Below are 19527 nucleotides of genomic sequence, written 5' to 3'. Positions count from 1 at the left end.
CGCGCCCATTCTTTCCGGAAGACTTCGGCTCTCTTACTTGTGCGATTCCGGCACGTAGCGGCCAATCTCCTTGTACTTGCCGTTCTCGATCTTGTACATGACCATCGACAGGCCGACCGGCTGGTGCGTCTTCGGCGACAGGGTGATGACGCCGGTCGTGCCCTGCACGTCCTTGACCTTCGCCAGCCCGGCGATGATCTGCGGCCCGGTCGCGCCGCCGCCGAGTTCGATCGCCTTGAGGATCGTGGTGACCTTGTCGTAGCCGAGATAGGCCTTGTTGATCGGGTCCTCGTTGAACTTGGCGCGGTAGGCGTTGCGCACCTCGGTCAACTGCGGCTCGCTGTCCGAGAAGTTGTTGGCGAAGTAGATGTTGTTCGCCGCGTCGGGGTCGCCGACCAGCGAGGCGAACGGCGGCGCCGCGTCGAGGCCGCTGACCATCGGCAGTCCGAGGCCGATCTGCTTGGCCTGCTTGACGGTGATCACCAGGTCTTGCGTGTAGTTCGGCACGTACAGCACGTCGGCGCCGGCGGCCTTGATCTTGTTGAGCTGGGCGCGATAGTCCTTGTCGCTCTTGGTGTAGGTTTCCTCGGCGACGATCGTGCCGCCCTTCTTCTCGATGTAGGCCTTGAACGGCTTCAACATCGACACGGCGAAGGCGTTCGACTGATCGTAGAGCACCGCGAACTTCTTGAAGCCCAGCTTCTCGTTGGCGTAGCTGGCGATGATTTCCGCGTACTGCACGCTGGTCGGCTGGATCAGGAACATCGACGGCTGCGGCTCGCCGTTCTCCTGCACCGTCACGCGCGGATCGATGAAGCTGCCGACGACGGACACCTTCTTCTCGTTGGCGATCGGCGCGATGGCGAGGCCGATGTTCGACACGGGCGGCCCGAGCACCGATACCGCCTTCTCATGGTCGACCAGGCGCGTGAAGGCCTTGATCGCCTCCTGCACGTTGCCCTTGGTGTCGACCGTCACCAGCCTGATCTTGTCGCCCTTGAAGCCGCCGGCGGCGTTGATCCGCTCGACCGCCAGCTCGGCGCCGCGCGTCACCGCGTTGCCCAGCACCGACGTCGGCCCGCTCAGGTCCTGCAGGTTGCCCAGGACGATTTCGCCCGCCGAGGCCAGGCCCGACCAGGCCAGGGACAGGGCGAAGCACGAAGCAATGAGTTTTCCCCGAATCCGCATGACTACCCTCCGATAACGCTCTGAAACGTTGTGCAGCTTCCGGATGCGGGTCTGGCCGGCCATCGGACCGGCCGGCCGCGGCGGAAAAGCGCTCACGGCGACCTTCGGCATCCCCCAAGATTTTTTACGCCCGCGTCGTTCTGATCCTCTTTCCGGACGGCGGAAACCCCGGCGCGCCCGGTGTTTCCCGGGCTTGTCCGGCAAGCTGTTCGCCGACCGATGGCGCCGATTCTAATTAACTGCTCGGTAACAGGCAATAGCATATCGCGGCTTTTTTCGACTTCGCTGGACGCGCGCAAACGGAATCGCCACACTCCCGGAAAAGAGCGGAAAATCTTGCGGACAGGCCGGAAACAAGCGGGTTTTCACCGATTCCCTCTGCGGCTTTCCGGGCCTGCCGGCGCGTGCGTCCCGGCGTTCGCCCAGGCATAGGAAAACACATTGACACGCAAAAACGATTTCGATAGATTTAAAAATAATTAACTGTTCGGTAACAAAATGGCGTAGGCATGAACGGCGCCGCTTCTCCCATCGCCGAGCAGGAGGAGGCGGCTTCAACCCGAAGAAGCGTGACGATCCGCCGGGCGCCGACGGCGCTCCGGCGCCGCCACGCACGGCCGGCAAACCGAAGGATCTTTTCCAGGAAAGGACACTGCAATGGCGCAACACCGAATCGGCCTCATCATGAACGGCGTCACCGGGCGGATGGGCATGAACCAGCACCTGATCCGCTCGATCGTCGAAATCCGCAAGCAGGGCGGCGTGGCGCTGGGCAACGGCGACCGCCTGCTGCCCGATCCGATCCTGGTCGGCCGCAACGCCGAGAAGATCCGCGCGCTCACCGCCCAGTACGGCATCGAACGCTGCACCACCGACCTCGATGCCGCGTTGAGGAACCCGGACGACACGGTCTTCTTCGACGCCGCCACCACGCAGGCCCGCCCGGCGCTGCTCAAGCGCGCCATCGCCGCCGGCAAGCACGTCTATTGCGAAAAGCCGGTCGCCACCAACCTCGCCGAGGCCATGGACCTCTACCGCACGGCCAAGGCCGCCGGGATCAAGCATGGCGTGGTGCAGGACAAGCTCTGGCTGCCCGGCCTGCGCAAGCTGCAGATGCTCAACCAGGCCGGCTTCTTCGGCCGCATGCTCTCGGTGCGCGGCGAGTTCGGCTACTGGGTGTTCGAGGGCGACCTGCAGCCGATCCAGCGCCCGTCCTGGAACTACCGGCAGGAGGACGGCGGCGGCATCATCCTCGACATGCTGTGCCACTGGCGCTACGTGGTCGACAACGTCTTCGGCCCGATCAAGAGCGTCTCCTGCCTGGGCGCGACGCACATTCCGCAGCGCTGGGACGAGCAGGGCCAGCCCTACGCCGCCACCGCCGACGACGCGGCCTACGCCACCTTCGAGCTGGAGAACGGCGTCATCGTGCAGATCAACAGTTCGTGGTGCGTGCGCGTCAAGCGCGACGATCTGGTCACCTTCCAGGTCGACGGCACGCACGGCTCGGCGGTCGCCGGGCTGACCGACTGCTGGACGCAGGCCCGCGTCAACACGCCGCGCCCGGTGTGGAACCCGGACGTGCGGCAGACGCACGACTTCAACGACGACTGGGTGCCGGTGCCGGACACCACGACCTACGACAACGCCTTCAAGATCCAGTGGGAGCTGTTCCTCAGGCACGTCTGGGGCGAAGGCGAGTTCCGCTGGAACCTGCTCGAAGGCGCCAAGGGCGTGCAGCTCGTCGAGCTCGGCCTGCAAAGCTGGGCCGAGCGGCGCTGGCTCGACGTGCCGCCGCTCGCCGCCTGAGGATGAGGACTTGGCCGCCATGAACGCTCCCCGCATCGCCCCGCCGCCGGAAAAGCTCTCGCTCAACACCGCCACCGTCAAGGCGCAATGGCGGCTCGACGAGATCATCGAAGGCTGCGCCCGGCACGGCATCCGCGGCATCTCGCCGTGGCGCGACCAGGTCGCCGCCATCGGCCTCGCGCGCGCCGCGCAACTGATCCGCGCGCACGGGCTGACCGTCACCGGCTACTGCCGGGGCGGCATGTTCCCCGCCGCCGACGCGGCTGGCCGGCAGGCGGCGCGCGACGACAACCGGCGCGCGGTCGACGAGGCGCTGGAGATCGGCGCGCCCTGCCTGGTGCTCGTCGTCGGCGGCCTGCCGCCGGGCTCGAAGGACATCGCCGGCGCCCGCCGGCAGGTGCGCGACGGCATCGCCGCGCTGCTCGACTACGCGCAGCCGCTGGGCATGCCGCTGGCCATCGAGCCGCTGCACCCGATGTACGCCGCCGACCGCGCCTGCGTAAACACGCTGGCGCAGGCCAACGACCTGTGCGACGAACTCGGCGACGACGGCCTCGGTATCGCGCTCGACCTCTACCACGTGTGGTGGGACCCGGAGCTGTTCGGGCAGATCAAGCGCGCCGGCAGGAAACGCCTGCTGGCCTTCCACATCTGCGACTGGCTGGTGCCGACCGCCGACCTACTGCTCGATCGCGGCATGATGGGCGACGGCGTGATCGACATCGCCGGCGTGCGCCAGGCCGTCGAGACGGAAGGCTACGCCGGCTTCCACGAGGTCGAGATCTTCTCGGCCGGCAACTGGTGGAAGCGCCCGCCCGACGAAGTATTGGCAACCTGCAAGCAGCGCCATGCGGCGTGCTGCTGAATCGGCGCAAAATACAAGAGGAGACCCCATGCCCATGATCGACCAACCCGTCGCCATCGTCACCGGCGCCTCGCGCGGTATCGGCAATGCCATCGCCGCCGCGCTGGCCGCCGACGGCTACGCCGTCGTCGCCGCCGGCTCGTCGGCCCAGGAAGCCGTGGCCGCGAACCTGGAACAGATCGCCCGGCACGCGCGGCCGTGGACCTACCTGCAGGCCGACGTGTCCACGCCAGCCGGCCGCGAGCGCATCGTCGCCGGCGCGCTGGAACGCTTCGGGCGCATCGACGTGCTGGTCAACAACGCCGGCGTGGCGCCCAAGGTGCGCATGGACCTGCTCGACACCACCGAGGAAAGCCTGGACCGCGTGCTCGGCGTCAACCTCAAGTCGGCCTTCTTCCTCTCGCAGGCCGCGGCCAACGCGATGCGTCGCCTGCGTCCGGAGATTCCCGGCTTCTCGCCGAAGATCGTGAACATCTCGTCGATCTCGGCCTACACCTCCTCGACGATGCGCGGCGAATACTGCATCTCCAAGGCGGCGATCAGCATGGTCACGCTGCTCTTCGCCGACCGGCTGGCCGAGGAAGGCATCAACGTCTATGAAATCCGGCCCGGCATCATCGCCACCGACATGACCGCGGTGGTCAAGGACAAGTACGACCGCATGATCGCCGACGGCCTGACCCCGATCAAACGCTGGGGCCAGCCGCAGGACGTGGCCAACGCCGTGCGCGCGGTCTGCTCCGGCCTGCTCGACTTTTCGACCGGTGAAGTGATCAACGTCAACGGCGGTTTCCACATCCGCCGGCTCTGACCCTCGCGAGGCCCGCCATGACCGACAACGCCATTCCCCAGCACATCCTCGACGCGATGACCGACGTCCATCTCCCGCGCGACGTCGCGCAGCCGGCCGTCAGCGAAATCCGCGAGATCGACGGCGTGCGCATCCCGGTCTACCGCGCGCCGGCGGTAGTGCTCGGCAGCGGCGCGGCCGGGCTGCGCGCGGCGGTCGAGCTCAAGCGGCGCGGCGTCGACGTGCTGATCGTCACGCGCAAGATGTTCTGGGGCACCTCGGCCTTTTCCGGCTCGGACAAGCAGACGCTGCACACCGCCTGCACCAAGCATCGCGGCGACGATTTCACCAAGATGGCGCAGGCGCTCGGCGCCGGCGGCGCGATGGACGCCGACGTGGCCTACGTCGAGGCCGTCGGCTCGATCGACGCGCTGGCGGGCCTCAAGTACCTCGGCCTGCCGCTGCCGGAGGACGCCTACGGCGCCGTGCTGCGCTACCAGACCGACCACGACGAGTACGGCCGCGCCACCAGTTGCGGTCCGCGCACCTCGCGCCTGATGGTCAAGGTGCTGGCCGAGGAGGCGATCCGCCTCGGCATCCCCTTCCTCGACCATTCGACCGGCATGGCGCTGCTCAAGAGCGGCGAAGGCGAGGCGGAACAGGCCGCCGGCCTCATCCTGCACACCCGCACGCACCACGAGAATCCCTACGGCCTGTGCGCCGTGCTCAGCCCGAACGTGGTGCTCGCCAGCGGCGGTCCCGGCGAGCTCTACCGCGACAGCGTCTATCCGAAGAACTGCTTCGGCTCGCTCGGCATGGCGCTGGAAGCGGGGCTGGTGCTCACCAATCTGACCGAGCACCAGTTCGGCATCGGCACCCGGCGCAGCGAGTTTCCGTGGAACCTGTCCGGCACCTACGTGCAGGTCATGCCCTACGTCTACTCGACCGACGCCGAGGGGCGCGAATACAACTTCCTCGCCGACTACTACCGGACCACGCAGGAACTGGTGTCCAACGTCTTCCGCAAGGGCTACCAGTGGCCCTTCCACGCCTCGCGCACGCTCGATTTCGGCTCCAGCCTGGTCGATCTGGCGATCTACCGCGAGACGCGCCAGGGCCGCACCGTCTGGCTCGACTTCAACCGCAACCCGCAGCCGGTGCCCGGCGACCTGCCCTTCGACCTCGACCGGCTCGACCCGGACGTGCGCGCCTACCTGGAGAACAACCAGGCCTTGCAGGAAACGCCGATCGACCGCCTGCGCCGCATGAACCCGCTGGCCATCGAGCTGTACCGCCAGTACAAGATGGACATTGCGCGCGAGCCGATCCCGTTCAACGTCAACCACCAGCACATGAACGGCGGCGTCGAGGTCAACACGCACGCGCGCAGCAGCCTCGACGGCTGCTACGCAGTCGGCGAGATCGCCGGCACGCACGGCGTCACGCGCCCCGGCGGCGCGGCGTTGAACGCGGGACAGGTGTTCGGCCGGCGCTGCGCCGCGCACATCCGCGCGCGCCTGCAGCGCCAGCCGGACGCGCGCGCCACGCCGGAAGCGTTGGACGGCGAGCTGCGCCGCGCGCTGGCCTGGTTCGCCCGCAACGTCGGCAACGAGGACGGCCTGTCCCTCGACGACGTGGCGCGGGAAATCCAGGCGCGCATGAGCGACCATGCCGGCTTCATCTGCCACGTGGACGCCGTGCCCGCCGCGCTGGAGGCCGCACGCGAACTCAACCGCCAGATCGCCGAACGCGGCGTGCGGGTAACCGACCACAAGCACCTCTACGAAGGCATCCTGCGCACGCAGACCGCCCTGCTCTCGGAAGCCGTGCTGCATGCGCTGGACCATTACATCCGCGACGGCGGCGGCAGCCGGGGCGCGCGCATGCTCTGCTCGGGCGGCGGCGAACAGGCGCCGTCGTCGCGCCTCGGCACGCTCGACGGTTTCCGCTTCCTGCCCGAGAACCCCGCCCACAAGCAGGAGAAAATCCTGCTGCGCTACCGGCCGGGCGCCGGCATGCAGGTGTTCAAGCGGCCGCTGCGCGGCATCGAGGACACCGGCAGGATCTACTTCGAGAAGAACTGGGGCGCCTACCTGACCGGCACGATCTACCCCGAGGACCGGCAGCCGGCGGCGTGACGGCCGCGCCCGGCGGCGCGGGACGGAAACCGGCAGGCGCCTGCCGCGCTACTCGTCCCCGGCTTCGGCACCGGAAACATGGAGCGTCACGCCGGCCTTGTCGAGGACTTCCTGGATGCTCTCGGGCGGCTGTCGGTCGGTGAACAGCGCGTCGATCTCGGACAGGTGCCCGAGGCGGACCATCGGATTGCAGCCGAACTTGGTGTGGTCGGCGACCAGCAGCACGTGCCGGGCGTTCTCGATGATCGCCTGCGCCACGCGCACTTCCCGGTAGTCGAAGTCGAGCAGCGTGCCGTCCTCGTCGATCCCCGAGATGCCGATCACGCCGTAGTCGACCTTGAACTGCCGGACGAAGTCGATCGTCGATTCGCCGATCACGCCCCGGTCGCCGCGCACCACGCCGCCGGCGACGATCACCTCGAACTCCGGATTGCCGCACAGCAGCGCCGCCACGTTCAGGTTGTTGGTGATGACGCGCAGCTTCTTGTGGCTGCGCAGGGCCTTGGCGACTTCCTCGGTGGTCGTGCCAATGTTGATGAACAGCGAGGCGTTGTCCGGGATGAAATCCGCCGCCATCTGCGCGATGCGGATCTTCGCCTCGTGGTTGAGCACCTGCCGCGTCGAGTAGTCCACGTTCTCCGTGCTCGACGCCAGCCCCGCCCCGCCGTGGTAGCGCCGCAGCAGGCCCTTCTCGCACAGCTCGTTGATGTCGCGCCGGACGGTCTGCACGGTCACCTTCAGCAGCCGGCTCAGTTCCTCGGTCGCCAGGAAGCCGTTGTGCTTGGCCATTTCGAGAATTTCGAGATGGCGTGGATTGAGATTCGCCTGCGAAATCCGGCCCTTCATTCGAGCTTCACCTCCCATGCCCCGGTTTGCCGCGCATTCTAGCGCAGTCGGGCGAGCGCGATCGAAAATCCTGAGGCGCGGCCGGCCGCTTCTTGACAAAGCGGGCCACAGGCAATAATGTTCTTTTTAGAACATTTCGAAAATAAACGAACTTTCCGATGCGCCAAATGGAATTTCTGGCCCGCCTCTCACCTCATCCCCTGCCAACCACCGCATGAAACTTCGCGACAGTCACATCGAACAACTCGGCCAGGGCGTTTACGACGCGCTGGTCATCGGCGGCGGCATCAACGGCGCCGTCGCCGCCGCGGCGCTCGCCGGCCGGGGCGCGCGCGTCGCCCTGATCGACCGGGGCGACTTCGCCGGCTTCACCAGCCAGCAGTCGAGCAACCTCGCCTGGGGCGGCATCAAGTACCTCGAAAGCAACGACTTCGGCCTGGTCTGGGGCCTGTGCAAGAGCCGCAACCATCTGATCGACAGCTTCCCGTCCAGCGTCCGGGAAATCCGCTTCTACTCGACGATCGAGCAGGGCTTCCGCCACCATCCGCGCTTCGTCTGGCTGGGCACCTGGCTGTACTGGCTGTTCGGGCGGGGCCACACGCGCACCCCGCGCTGGCTGTCGCGCGGCACGGTCAACCGCGAGGAGCCGGTCATCCGCACGGACGGCTACTACGGCGGCTTCGAGTACTCCGACGCCTACCTGTACGACAACGACGCGCGCTTCGTCTTCCAGTTCATCCGCGCGGCGATGGACCACGGCGGCGTCGCGGCCAACTACGTCGAATCGCTCGGCGCCCGGCGCGCGGACGGCGTCTGGATCACCCGCGCGCGCGACGGCATGAGCGGACGCGAATTCGAGATCCGCGCCAGGGTGCTGATCAACGCGGCGGGGCCGTTCGTGGACGAGCACAACCGCAAAACCGGCGAGACGACCGAGCACCGGCACGTCTTCTCCAAGGGCATCCACCTGATCGTGCCGCAGGTCACCCCGAGCCAGCGCGTGCTCACGTTCTTCGCCGACGACGGCCGGCTGTTCTTCGTCATCCCGATGGGCCGGCGGACCTGCGTGGGGACCACTGACACCCGTTCCGAATCGCCGTTCAGCGAGGTGACCGAGGACGACCGCCGCTTTGTGCTGGACAACATCAACAAGCGCCTGCAACTGGACAAGCCGCTGACGCGCGCAGACGTCATCGCCGAGCGCTGCGGCGTGCGGCCGCTGGTGGTCAGCGCGGCCAACGGCAACGGCGGTGAGCGCGACTGGCTGCAGATGTCGCGCAAGCACGCCGTCAACGTCAGCCGCGAGACGGCGCACATCAGCATTTTCGGCGGCAAGCTGACCGACTGCGTCAACGTCGGCAACGAAGTCGCAGGCTACGTGGCGGCGATGGGCGTCGCGCTGCCGCACCCGGAGCGCAAGTGGTACGGCGAACCGGATGCCTCGGTGCGCGACGAATTCCTGCGGCGCGCCGGGCAATTGAAGCTCGACGGCCTGCCCACGCCCGACTTCGGCGAGCCGGTCGGCCAGACGCTGTGGCGGCGCTACGGCCGGGAGGCCTTCGCGCTGCTCGACGCGATCGAGGCCGACCCGCGCCAGGCGGAGGTGCTGATCGAGGGAACCGACTACCTCCGCGGCGAATTCGCCCTGATCCGCGACCGGGAAATGGTCGCCACGCTGGAGGACTTCCTGCGCCGGCGCTCGAAGCTGGCCCTGGTCATGCGGCGGGAGGAGATCCGCCGGGCCGCAGGATTGATGGAGGCGTGCGCGATCCTCTTCGGTGAAGAGGCGCAGGCCAGGGTGGACGAGTACTTCGGCGCGCGGCAAGCCGCCACGCCGGCAACGGCACCGCACGCCGCCGGCGCATAGGCCGGCGGACGCCCTGCTCGCCCTCGGCGCCGCTGCCTCCGGGGCATGCCGTTATTCCCGCGTGGTGTAAGATGACGCCCGGCAAGGGCGCCTTGCCCGCCGCCCATTGCGCTTTTCCATCGGTATCGCGGTGGGAGCCACATGAGCGGAATCGCCATCCATCGGACCGGCTCCGATTCGATCAACTGGCCCGTTTTTCCTACCCCATGACTGCTAATCGATCCGAGCGAACGGCTCCAAAAGTCTACCTGATCGACGACGATCCCGTGGCGACGATGCTGCTCGTCGATCTCGTCGAATCGGTGAATCTGCCCCACGTCGTCTTCGCCAGCGCCGTCACGTTTCTCGACCAGGACCTCGACGGCCTGCAGGGATGCATCGTCAGCGATCTGCGCATGCCCGGCATGAGCGGGCTGGATCTGCAGGAGCAGCTGCAGCGGCGCGGCGTCAACCTGCCGATCATTTTCATTTCGGCGTTCGCCGAGGTGCAGTCGGTGGTGCGCGCCATGCGCGGCGGCGCGCTGGATTTCTTCCAGAAGCCCTTTTCCTCGCAGGAACTGGTGGACCGCATCCAGGACGGGCTGCGCATCGACCGGCAGCGCGCGGAGCTGCTGCGCCGGAACCGCGAGATAGGCGAGCGCATCGCCCAGTTGACGCCGCGCGAGAAGGACGTCCTGCAAGGCATCTTCGAAGGCAAGATCACCAAGGTGATCGCCGACGAGCTGGGGATCGGCGTCCGGACCACCGAGACCTACCGCCAGCTGATCATGCAGAAGCTGGAAGCCGGGTCGGTGGCCGAACTGGTGCGCACGGTCATCGACGTGATGCCGGTCGCCCAATCGCGTCCGCCGCGCCGGAAGCGCCCGGCGCGGTGACGGTGCGGGCGCGCGCCCGGCCCCGCTGCCGTCAGGCCTGGCGCTCGACGCGGATTTTCTCCAGCTCGTCCAGGGCGCGCGGATAGTCGAACGTCCGGATGGCCGCCAGCAGCGGTGCGCTGCGTTCGCCCAGCACGGCCTGCAGCACCGGTTTTTCCTGCTCGGCGAATTCGCTGGCGTCGATGAAGCCGTGGCGCAGCAGGTCGTCCAGCTGCGCCAGCACCTGTTTCAGGCGATGTTCGCCGGCCGCCGGCGCCGGGCGTCCCGCTTCCGCGTCCTCGCCGGCCACCGCCTGTTCCAGTCCCTCGATCAGCGCGCGCAGCGCCGGCGCCAGGGCGGCGAACTGCCGGTCGATCCGCGCCGCCCCGGCGCCGGTGCGGACCGCGTCGATCAATGCGGCCGCCAGGCGGGCCACGTCGGTGGCGCCGATCAGGCCGGCGGAACCTTTCAGCGAGTGCGCCAGCTGTTCCGCCCGCGCCGTGTCGCCGGCGTCAACGCACTGGCGGAGGGCTTCGAGGTCGCCGCCATGCCGGGTGAGAAAGAGCGCGAGGACTTGGCGAAACTTCGCTGCGTTGCCGCGCACGCGCGCCAGCCCGCTCTCGCCGGCGAAACCGGGAATCGCGGCCAGCCGCCGCAGCAGGCCCGCGCCCGCCGGCGGCGCCGAGGCGGCCGGTTCGCCCGCGCCGCCGGACGATTCGCCGCGCGCCTTGCGCGGCAGCCACTTGAGCAGGGCGGCGTAGAGCCTTTCGGGATCGATCGGCTTGGCGATGAAGTCGTTCATGCCGGCTTCCAGGCAGCCGCGGCGGTTTTCCTCGTAGGCGCTGGCGGTCATGGCCAGGATCGGGGTGTCCTGCCGGCCGGGCAGTCCGCGGATCGCGCCGGTGGCCTGGAAGCCGTTCATCACCGGCATCTGGACGTCCATCAGGATCAGGTCGTAGAGGGTGGCGCAGGCCTGGTCGAACGCCTCCTGGCCGTTGCGCGCCGAATCGACGCGCAGGCCCACGTCGTGCAGCAGCAGCTGGGTCACCTCCAGATTGACGTCAACGTCGTCGACCAGCAGGATGCGGGCGCCGGCGAAGGAGCGGCGCAGCTCGTTGCCGAGATTGTCGGTGGGGGTCTCGACCGAGCTGGGCATGATGCCGCGCCCCGGCTTGACGCGGGCGCTGAACCAGAAGGTACTGCCCCGGCCGAATTCGCTGTCCACGCCGGCCTCGCCGCCCATCAGCCGGGCCAGGCGCTGGGTGATGGCCAGGCCCAGGCCGGTGCCGCCGTACTTGCGGGTGATCGAGGTGTCCACCTGCTCGAAGGCGGTGAACAGCCCGGCGAGCTTCTCCGCCGGGATGCCGATGCCGGTGTCCCGCACCTCGAAGCGCAGCAGCAGTCCGCGCGCGTCCCGGGCGAGCACGCGGCCGCGGATGTCGATCTGCCCGCGCTCGGTGAACTTGACGGCGTTCGACACGTAATTGAGCAGCGCCTGGCACAGACGGGTCGGGTCGCCGTGCAGCCAGTGCGGCACGTCGTCGAGGTGCGCCACGATGGGCAGATGCTTTTCGCGCGCCTGGCCGAGCAGGATCGAGCGCACGTTCTCGACGATCGTCGTCAGGTCGAAGTCGGTTTCTTCGAGTTCCATCTTGCCCGACTCGATCTTGGTCAGGTCGAGGATGTTGTTGATCAGGGCCATCAGATGGTGCGCGGCGACGTCGATCTTGTCCAGCCGCTCCAGCTGGCGCGGCGTCGGATCGCTGCAGCGCATCAGGTGCGTGAGCCCGACGATGGCGTTCATCGGCGTGCGGATCTCGTGGCTGATGTTGGCCAGGAAGGAACTCTTGGCCACGTTCGCCGCCTCGGCCTGGACCCTGGCCTCGGCCAGCTGGGCCGTGCGCTGCTCGACCTCCTCCTCCAGGCGGTAGCGGTAGCGGTCGAGCTCCTTGCCGAGTCGCTTCTTCTCGGTGATGTCCTCCTTGACCGCCACGTAATGCGTGATGCTGCCGTCCGGATGGCGGATCGGCGCGATGATGGCGAATTCGATGAACAGCGAGCCGTCCTTCTTGCGGTTGAAGAATTCGCCTTTCCACGCCTCGCCGCGCGTCAGGGCCTGCCACATGCGCACGTAGGTCTGCGGCGGCGTCTTGCCGGAATTGAGCAGGCGCGGATTGTGGCCGATCACCTCCTCCGCCCGGTAGCCGGTGTGCGCGACGAAAGCTTCGTTGACGTACTCGATGCGGGCGTTGGTGTCGGTGATGACGATGGCTTCCGGACTCTGGGCCACGGCCTCCGACAGCACGCGCAGGCGCTGCTCGGTCCTCTTGCGCTGGGTGACGTCGCGGATGAAGGCGGTGAAGAAGGTGCCGTCGCGGACCTCCCAGCGGGTCAGCGACAGTTCCACGTCGAATTCGCGGCCGTCCTTGTGCAGCGTCGTCAGCTCGATGGCGCGGCCGATGACGAACGGGGCGCCGCCGGCCAGCACGCGCCGCATGTACCCGGCGTGCCGGCGGCGGTAGCGGTGCGGCACGAGGATTTCGAGCGGCCGGCCGACGGCCTCGGCGGCGGCATGGCCGAAGATCTTTTCCGCGCTCGGATTCCAGGCGACGATGACGCCCCGGCTGTCGGTGGTAACGATCGCGTCGTTGGAAGCCCGCGCGACGGCTTCGTAATGCTCGATGCTGGCGCGCAGGTCGCGCTCGGCCCGCTTCCACTGCGTGATGTCGGTCAGCGCCAGCAGGATGGCGGGCGTGCCGCCGCCGGCCTGCCGGACGCTCTCGGCGTTGACGCAGACCGGCGACCCGTCGGCCGCCAGCAGCGCCAGCTCCGCCGCCTGCCGTTCCGCGCCGGCGAGCGTGCGGGCGAGGAATTCCGCCCAGCGCGCGGCGTCTTCCGGGGCGACGCGGCCGGCGAAATCCTCGCCCACCAGCCGCCCGGCCGGCAGGCCGAGCAGCGCCGCGCCTTTCCGGTTGATCCGGCGGATGATGCCCTGCGGCGAGAGCGTCAGGTAGGCGACCGGGGCGAACTCGTAGAGATCGGCGTACTGGCTGCAGGATTCCCCGAATCCCTTTCCGGTCCCGCGCGGCCGGTCGTCCCCGCGCATGGCGCGAATCGTGCGCACAGTCCAGTTCAAAAGGGCTGCGAACATGGTGCCTGATTCCCGATGGAGACGGCCGGCCCGGGGCGGATTGCCGCGCCGGGCTCAGTCCTCGATTCCATAATAGAGGGCGATCGACTCGAATTCGCTGAAATGCGCCATGAATACGTCGGTGATTTCCGGATCGAACTGCTTGCCGCGTTCGGCGGCGATGATCCGGCGCACTTCGGAAAACGGGACGGGCTCCTTGTAAACCCGTTTCGAGATCAGCGCGTCGAAGACGTCGGCCAGCGCCATCAGCCGCGCCGGCAGCGGGATCGCCTCGCCGGCCAGACCGTCGGGGTAGCCGGTGCCGTCCCAGTGCTCGTGGTGCCAGCGCACGATTTCCTTGGCCAGGGTCAGGAAGCCGACGGAGGTCTCGATGTCCCGTTCGGCATGTTCGATGGCCTCGCTGCCCAGGACGGTGTGGGTCTTCATGGTGTCCCGCTCCTCCGGCGTCAGTTTTCCTGGCTTGAGCAGGATGCGGTCGGGGATGCCGACCTTGCCGATGTCGTGCAGCGTCGCGGAGTAGGCCAGCGTCTCGATGTACTTGGCGGTGAGCGTGGCGGCGAAGCGGGGATGATGCGCGAGGTGCATGGCCAGCGCCCGCACGTAGCCCTGGGTGCGCTGGATGTGGTTGCCGGTTTCGTTGTCGCGCGTCTCGGCCAGGTGCGCCAGCACGCGGATGCTGACCGCCTGGATCAGCTCGTTCTCGCGCAGGTGGCGGGCCACTTCGGCGGCCAGCGCCAGGTTGCGGTCCCGCAGGCCGTGCCGGGCCTGCCGCGCCAGCAGCTGGCTGCGCACCCGCGCCAGCACGATCGACGGCTTGAACGGCTTGACGATGTAGTCGGCGATGCCGGCGTCGAAGGCGCGCTCCTCGTCCTCGACGGTGTCGCGCACGGTCAGGAAGATCACCGGGATGTCCTGCGTCGCGGGGTTGGCGCGCAGGCAGTGCAGGACCTCGTGGCCGTTCATCGCCGGCATCACGATGTCGAGCAGGATCAGCGCGGGCTGCGGGTGCCGCGCCGCCAGCTGCAGCGCACCGACGCCGGAATTGGCCACCTTCACCCGGTAGCCGGCGCCGCGCAGCAGCGCGCCGAGCGCGCTCAGGTTGTCCGGCGCATCGTCGACGATCAGGATGACTTCGCCGGGCGCGGCGGCGGCCGTCGACGCCTCCCGGGGCAGGTCTTGCCGGGCAAGCGCTGCCGCAGAGATGTTCCCCATCAGTTTCTCCAACCTCCCTGAACCGGGACGCCCGGACGGGACGATCCCGCCCGCCGCGCTGCCCTGACCCTGTCTGGAATGTGCCGCCCCGCCGCGCGGCGTCGGCTGCCTACTGCTCGGCGCCCGCGGCGGCCGGCGTATCGACGCCGGTCAATTGGGCGATTTCTTCGACCGACAGCACCTTGTCGATGTTCAGGAGGATCACGAACCTGCCGTTGACCTTGCCCATGCCGGAGATGAAATCGGCGCGGATTTTGGCACCGAACGACGGCGGCGGCTCGATCTCGCCGCCGGGGATGTCGAGCACCTCGGATACCGCGTTGACCATGATCCCCACGTCGTGGCGGGCCTCTCCGTCGGCCACCTCGACGATCACGATGCAGGTCCGCCGGCAGACTTCCGTGGTCCTGCCGCCGAAGCGCGCCGACAGGTTGACGACGGGAACCACGCTGCCGCGCAGGTTGATCACCCCGCGGATGAACTCCGGCATCATCGGTATCCCGGTCAGGTGGCCGTATTCGATGATCTCCTTGACGTTGAGGATGCCCACGGCGAACATCTCGCCGCCGAGCGAGAAGGTCAGGTACTGCGACGGCGCTTCGCCGGCCTCGGCGGCGGCGTCGCGTGCTGCTGCGGCTTGTCCCATGATGGCTCCCTAGTAGCGCTCGAAGTCGCCTTCGTTGATCTGCACGGCGGCCAGCCGCGGCGCGGCGCCGGAGCGGACGGCCGGCCTGCCGGCGCGGGCCGGCGGCGCGAAACCGCGCGCCGTCTGGCGCTGCCCCTCGTCGAGGCGGAAGAAGGTCATCGTCTGCTGCAGCTGTTCGGCCTGCGAGCCGAGCTCCTCGGCGGTGGCGGCGAGCTCTTCCGAAGCGGATGCGTTCTGCTGCGTGGCCTGATTGAGCTGCCCCATGGCGCCGTTGATCTGGGCGACGCCGGACGACTGTTCCTGGCTCGCCGAGGCGATCTCCTGCACCAGGTCGGAGGTCTTGCGGATCGACGGCACGATCTCGGTGAGCAGCGTGCCGGCGCGCTCGGCCTGCTTGACCGACGAACCGGCCAGGTTGCCGATCTCCTGCGCGGCGACCTGCGAGCGCTCGGCCAGCTTGCGGACCTCGGCGGCGACCACCGCGAAGCCCTTGCCGTGATCGCCGGCGCGCGCCGCCTCGATGGCCGCGTTCAACGCCAGCAGATTGGTCTGGTAGGCGATGTCGTCGATGATGCCGATCTTGCCGGCGATGCTCTTCATGTCCTCGACCGTGCGCGACACCGCCTCGCCGCCCTCGGCCGCCTCGCGCGCGGCCTTCGAGGCCATGCCGTCGGTGACCTTGGCGTTGTCCGTGTTCTGCGAGATCGAGGCGGTCATCTGCTCCATCGACGAGGTGGTCTCCTCGACCGAGGCCGCCTGCTCGGACGACGACTGCGACAGCGACTGGGCGGTGGCCGACACCTGGCCCGCCGCGTTGCTCAGGTTGTCGGCGGCGTTGCGCACCTCGCCGATGATCTGGGTGAGCTTGTCGACCATCGCCTTGATCGCCGACAGCATGCTGCCGCTGTCGTTGGCCTTGACGTCGATCCTCACCGCCAGATCGCCGTCGGCCACCTGCCGGACGATTCCGGTGACGTAGGCCGGTTCCCCGCCGAGCTGCTTCTCGACGCGCCGCGTCATCAGGAAGCCGATGGCGATGCCGAGCAGCAGGCTGCCCAGCGACAGGGCGATCATCAGCGTGCGGCTGCCGTAATAGATTTCCGTGCTCTCTTCCGCCACCTTCTTGGCCAGATCCTCCTTGGCCTTGCTCAGATCGGTGAACAGGTCGTCGGCGACGTTGCCCGAGGCGACCATGTCGGTATTGAGGCGCGACATTTCCTCGGTGCGCTTGGAGAAGTCGAGATTCTCGGCCAGCGCGATCATCCGTTCGATGTTCTGGACATAGACCGGGAACGCCTCGTCGATCTTCTTGAGCCCGGCCTTGCCCCCCTCGGTGATGAACATCGGCCGGGCCTTGTTGACGTAGTCCCTGACCGCCCGGGTGTGCTCGGCGAACGCCCGGGCCGCTTTGCCGCGCTCGTCCGCCGTGGTGGCGAGCAGCACGTTGCGCCAGTCGCGCCCCATGTAGACCAGGTTGATGTTGGCCTCCTTGGCGTAGGAGACGGCCAGCAGTTCGCGGTCGTACATGCGGTCGAGCATTTCGTTGATGGTGCCCATGTTGCGGATGCCGACGCCGCCGACGATCAGCGACAGCAGGGCGACGACGATGAAACCGCCGAGCAGCGCGGTACGAAGCTTCAGGTCTTTGAACATGATTTCCTCCGGGGTGAATGGGTGACGGCTTGGCTCGGCGCTCAATGGGTGTCGGCCGGCGACAGGCGCCGTTCCTCGGCCTCGCCGGCCGCCCGCGCCAGCGCCGCGACGTCGAGGATCAGCGCCACGTCGCCGCTGCCGAGGATGGTCGAGCCGCCGATGCCGCGCAGGTTGGCGAACAGCCGGCCGAGCGGCTTGATGACGGTCTGGAACTCGCCCATCAGCTGGTCGACGACGATGCCGGCGCGCAGGCCGCCGGACTGCACGACGACGATGCTCTCGCGCGGCGGCGCCTGGCCGTCGATCTCGAACAGCTGGCGCAGGCGGATGAAGGGCAGCGCCTCGCCGCGCAGGTTGAGGAAATCGCGGTCGCCGGCGAGGTTCCTGCATTCGATGCACTCGACCACCGCATCGAGCGGGATGACATACGACGCTTTTTCGACGCCGACCAGGAAGCCGTCGATGATCGCCAGCGTCAGCGGCAGACGGATGGTGAAGGTCGAGCCGCGCCCGGCCGCCGAGGCGACCTCGACGGTGCCGCGCAGCGCGGCGATGTTGCGCCGCACGACGTCCATGCCGACGCCGCGCCCCGAGAGCGTGGAGACGGCGTCGACGGTCGAGAAGCCGGGTTCGAAGATCAGGTTGACGAGTTCGTTGTCGGTCGGGTTGCCTTCCGGCGGGATCAGCCCGCGCTCGACGGCCTTGGCGCGGATCTTCTCGCGGTCGAGTCCGCCGCCGTCGTCCGAGACCTCGATGACGATGCTGCCGGAATCGTGGTAGGCGTTGAGCGCGACGCGCCCGCAGGCCGGCTTGCCGCGCGCCAGGCGCACGGCGGCGGGCTCGATGCCGTGGTCGAGCGCGTTGCGCACCAGGTGCATCAGCGGGTCGCCGATCTTTTCGACGACGGTCTTGTCCAGCTCGGTTTCGGCGCCGCTGATCGCCAGCTCGATCTCCTTGCCGAGCTCCTTCGACACGTCGCGCACCACGCGGTTGAAGCGCGTGAAGGTGTCGCCGATCTGCACCATGCGCAGCTGCAGCGCCGAATCGCGGATGCTCTCGACCAGCCGGGACAGCACCGAGGTGGCTTCGAGCAGCCCGCTCTGGCGGCTCTTCAGGGCCAGCAGGTTGGCCGCGGCGCCGGCGATGACCAGTTCGCCGATCAGGTCGATGAGCTGGTCGAGCTTGTCGGCATGCACGCGCACCAGCTGCGATTCGCGCGCCTTCTTCTCGACGACCTGGCCTTGCCGGGTGACGGCGGCGTCGACGACCTCCTTGTGCACCACCTTGCTGTCCACCAGGATTTCGCCCAGCGGCGCCGGCCGGTCGGCCGCGTCCGCGCCGGCGTCCTGCGCGCGCAGCCCCGCGTCAACTTCGGCCTGGGTCAGCGCGCCGCAGCGTACCAGCATCTCGCCGAGGCGCAGGGTGTCCTCCGGCAACTCGGTGATCAGCCGGATGTAGTCGGCGATGTTGCTGCGCGGGGGGAGGATGCGCAGCTCGCATTCCTCGCGCACGAAGTCGAAGACGCGCTCGATCTCGGCCTTCGACGCGCGCGTCTGCAGGCGGAGCTCGAAGCCCAGGTAGCACGATTCGGCGTCCATTTCCGCGGCGGCGGGAAGGGCGTCGGCGATGGTTTCGAGGCCGATGATCTCGCCGAGGCCGGCGAGGTAGCGGATGAACGACAGCGGGTCGGTGCCGCCGCGCAGCACGTCCCGGCCGAAGCGCACCGAAATGTGCCAGCTGTCCAGGTTGACGCCGCCCGCCGGGCTTTCCGCCGCGGCCGCGCCGCCCTCCTCCGGCGCCGGCCGGAAGCCGCGCAGGCGTTCGCTCAGGCCGTCGCCGCGCGCCACCAGGGCGGCGTCCGGCGCGGCTTCCTGCGCGGCCAGCACGTCGATCAGGCTGCCCATGTGGTCGCAGCATTCGAGCAGCAGCGTGGCGAGCGGCCCGGACACCGCGAGCTCGCCGTTGCGCAGCGCGTCGAGGACGTTTTCCACGAGATGCGTGAACTGCTCGATGAAGCGGCATTCGATGACGCCGGAACCGCCCTTGATGGTGTGCGCGGCGCGGAAGATGGCGTCGATGTCGTCCCGGTCGTCCGGGTTCTGTTCGAGGCGCAGCAGATCGGCCTCCATGCCGGCCAGCTGCTCGCGGCTTTCCTGAATGTAGACGCTGGTCAGTTCATCCATGTTTTTTCCGTATTCACTCTTCATGCCGCCGCGCCCGGCGGCTCGCCGAGTTCCGCCGCCAGGTTGCAGAAGCCGATGAGCGCGCGCACCGCCGGGCTGGCGGCCGCGATGGCCACGCGCTTGCCGGCGCGCCGCGCTTCCCGCTGGAGCAGGAGCAGCAGCTGCAGGCCGGCGGTGTCGATCTCCGCCACCCGCAGCAGGTCGAGCTCCAGGTCGTCCGTGCCGGCCAGCGCGTCGAGCAGGCGGTGCTTCTGTTCGAGCGTGTGGTAGATGGTCAGGTCGTCGTTCAGGACGAGGCGTCGGGGCGAGGTCACGAGGCGGCTCC

The 19527-nt window shown here is 68.3% G+C and carries 14 protein-coding genes; 6 read left to right on the top strand and 8 right to left on the bottom strand.

All coding sequences use genetic code 11. The features are described 5' to 3' along the window. Nucleotides 1–33 precede the first annotated feature (33 nt). Nucleotides 34–1188: an ABC transporter substrate-binding protein gene (locus tag QM701_RS18510; protein ID WP_415168478.1), complete on the bottom strand. Its 1155-nt coding sequence runs from the start codon at nt 1186–1188 to the stop codon at nt 34–36. Nucleotides 1189–1845: 657 nt separating this feature from the next. On the opposite strand from QM701_RS18510, the gene QM701_RS18505 reads away from it, so the two are divergent. From QM701_RS18505 to QM701_RS18490, 4 genes are read left to right on the top strand one after another with little or no spacing between them, the layout of a single operon-like run. Next, nucleotides 1846–2997, top strand: coding sequence for a Gfo/Idh/MocA family protein (locus QM701_RS18505; RefSeq protein WP_415168477.1), 1152 nt, complete (start codon nt 1846–1848; stop codon nt 2995–2997). A gap of 19 nt (nt 2998–3016) precedes the next feature. After that, the gene (locus QM701_RS18500; RefSeq protein ID WP_415168476.1) at nt 3017–3862 is read left to right on the top strand and encodes a sugar phosphate isomerase/epimerase family protein; all 846 of its coding nucleotides are present in this window, start codon (nt 3017–3019) and stop codon (nt 3860–3862) included. A gap of 28 nt (nt 3863–3890) precedes the next feature. After that, nucleotides 3891–4673, top strand: a complete 783-nt coding sequence (locus QM701_RS18495; RefSeq protein WP_415168475.1) for a 3-ketoacyl-ACP reductase — start codon at nt 3891–3893, stop codon at nt 4671–4673. Between the two features lie 17 nt (nt 4674–4690). Further along, nucleotides 4691–6790 carry an FAD-binding protein gene (locus tag QM701_RS18490; RefSeq protein WP_415168474.1) on the top strand — a complete coding sequence of 700 codons (2100 nt, stop codon included), beginning with the start codon at nt 4691–4693 and terminating at the stop codon, nt 6788–6790. Between the two features lie 48 nt (nt 6791–6838). Here QM701_RS18490 and QM701_RS18485 read toward each other — a convergent pair whose 3' ends face one another. Beyond that, nucleotides 6839–7636, bottom strand: coding sequence for a DeoR/GlpR family DNA-binding transcription regulator (locus tag QM701_RS18485; protein ID WP_415168473.1), 798 nt, complete (start codon nt 7634–7636; stop codon nt 6839–6841). A 214-nt stretch (nt 7637–7850) separates the two neighbouring features. Between QM701_RS18485 and QM701_RS18480 the strand changes: the two genes are divergently transcribed. Next, the gene (locus QM701_RS18480) at nt 7851–9503 is read left to right on the top strand and encodes a glycerol-3-phosphate dehydrogenase/oxidase (protein ID WP_415168472.1); all 1653 of its coding nucleotides are present in this window, start codon (nt 7851–7853) and stop codon (nt 9501–9503) included. Nucleotides 9504–9709: 206 nt separating this feature from the next. Next, complete coding sequence (locus QM701_RS18475; protein ID WP_415168471.1) at nt 9710–10378, top strand: response regulator transcription factor; 669 nt, start codon at nt 9710–9712, stop codon at nt 10376–10378. A gap of 31 nt (nt 10379–10409) precedes the next feature. Here the strand turns inward: QM701_RS18475 and QM701_RS18470 are convergent, their stop codons facing one another. From QM701_RS18470 to QM701_RS18445, 6 genes are all read right to left on the bottom strand, one after another. Beyond that, on the bottom strand, nt 10410–13508 hold the full coding sequence (locus QM701_RS18470) for a PAS domain S-box protein (RefSeq protein WP_415168470.1): 3099 nt from the start codon (nt 13506–13508) through the stop codon (nt 10410–10412). A 54-nt stretch (nt 13509–13562) separates the two neighbouring features. Beyond that, entirely contained in the window at nt 13563–14720 is a 1158-nt protein-coding gene (locus QM701_RS18465) for an HD-GYP domain-containing protein (RefSeq protein ID WP_415168469.1), read from the bottom strand. Nucleotides 14721–14829: 109 nt separating this feature from the next. Further along, nucleotides 14830–15366 carry a chemotaxis protein CheW gene (locus QM701_RS18460; RefSeq protein ID WP_415168468.1) on the bottom strand — a complete coding sequence of 179 codons (537 nt, stop codon included), beginning with the start codon at nt 15364–15366 and terminating at the stop codon, nt 14830–14832. A 9-nt stretch (nt 15367–15375) separates the two neighbouring features. Next, a complete protein-coding gene (locus QM701_RS18455; RefSeq protein WP_415168467.1) occupies nt 15376–17019 on the bottom strand; it encodes a methyl-accepting chemotaxis protein in 1644 nt (547 codons plus the stop codon). A 41-nt stretch (nt 17020–17060) separates the two neighbouring features. After that, nucleotides 17061–19202, bottom strand: a complete 2142-nt coding sequence (locus QM701_RS18450) for a chemotaxis protein CheA (protein WP_415168466.1) — start codon at nt 19200–19202, stop codon at nt 17061–17063. Between the two features lie 20 nt (nt 19203–19222). Beyond that, the gene (locus QM701_RS18445; protein WP_415168465.1) at nt 19223–19516 is read right to left on the bottom strand and encodes an STAS domain-containing protein; all 294 of its coding nucleotides are present in this window, start codon (nt 19514–19516) and stop codon (nt 19223–19225) included. Nucleotides 19517–19527: the final 11 nt, after the last annotated feature.

Source organism: Propionivibrio sp. (assembly GCF_047602565.1).
GTDB lineage: Bacteria > Pseudomonadota > Gammaproteobacteria > Burkholderiales > Rhodocyclaceae > Propionivibrio.
The sequence above is the reverse complement of the archived record's forward strand: the minus strand, read 5'-3'. Positions and strand labels throughout refer to the sequence as shown.

Coding starts and splice junctions, on each gene's coding strand:
- QM701_RS18465 (WP_415168469.1), bottom strand. CDS start 14,720: ATGGGGAACATCTCTGCGGCAGCGCTTGCCCGGCAAGACCTGCCCCGG.
- QM701_RS18505 (WP_415168477.1), top strand. CDS start 1,846: ATGGCGCAACACCGAATCGGCCTCATCATGAACGGCGTCACCGGGCGG.
- QM701_RS18455 (WP_415168467.1), bottom strand. CDS start 17,019: ATGTTCAAAGACCTGAAGCTTCGTACCGCGCTGCTCGGCGGTTTCATC.
- QM701_RS18510 (WP_415168478.1), bottom strand. CDS start 1,188: ATGCGGATTCGGGGAAAACTCATTGCTTCGTGCTTCGCCCTGTCCCTG.
- QM701_RS18460 (WP_415168468.1), bottom strand. CDS start 15,366: ATGGGACAAGCCGCAGCAGCACGCGACGCCGCCGCCGAGGCCGGCGAA.
- QM701_RS18470 (WP_415168470.1), bottom strand. CDS start 13,508: ATGTTCGCAGCCCTTTTGAACTGGACTGTGCGCACGATTCGCGCCATG.
- QM701_RS18485 (WP_415168473.1), bottom strand. CDS start 7,636: ATGAAGGGCCGGATTTCGCAGGCGAATCTCAATCCACGCCATCTCGAA.
- QM701_RS18480 (WP_415168472.1), top strand. CDS start 7,851: ATGAAACTTCGCGACAGTCACATCGAACAACTCGGCCAGGGCGTTTAC.
- QM701_RS18475 (WP_415168471.1), top strand. CDS start 9,710: ATGACTGCTAATCGATCCGAGCGAACGGCTCCAAAAGTCTACCTGATC.
- QM701_RS18490 (WP_415168474.1), top strand. CDS start 4,691: ATGACCGACAACGCCATTCCCCAGCACATCCTCGACGCGATGACCGAC.
- QM701_RS18450 (WP_415168466.1), bottom strand. CDS start 19,202: ATGGATGAACTGACCAGCGTCTACATTCAGGAAAGCCGCGAGCAGCTG.
- QM701_RS18495 (WP_415168475.1), top strand. CDS start 3,891: ATGCCCATGATCGACCAACCCGTCGCCATCGTCACCGGCGCCTCGCGC.
- QM701_RS18500 (WP_415168476.1), top strand. CDS start 3,017: ATGAACGCTCCCCGCATCGCCCCGCCGCCGGAAAAGCTCTCGCTCAAC.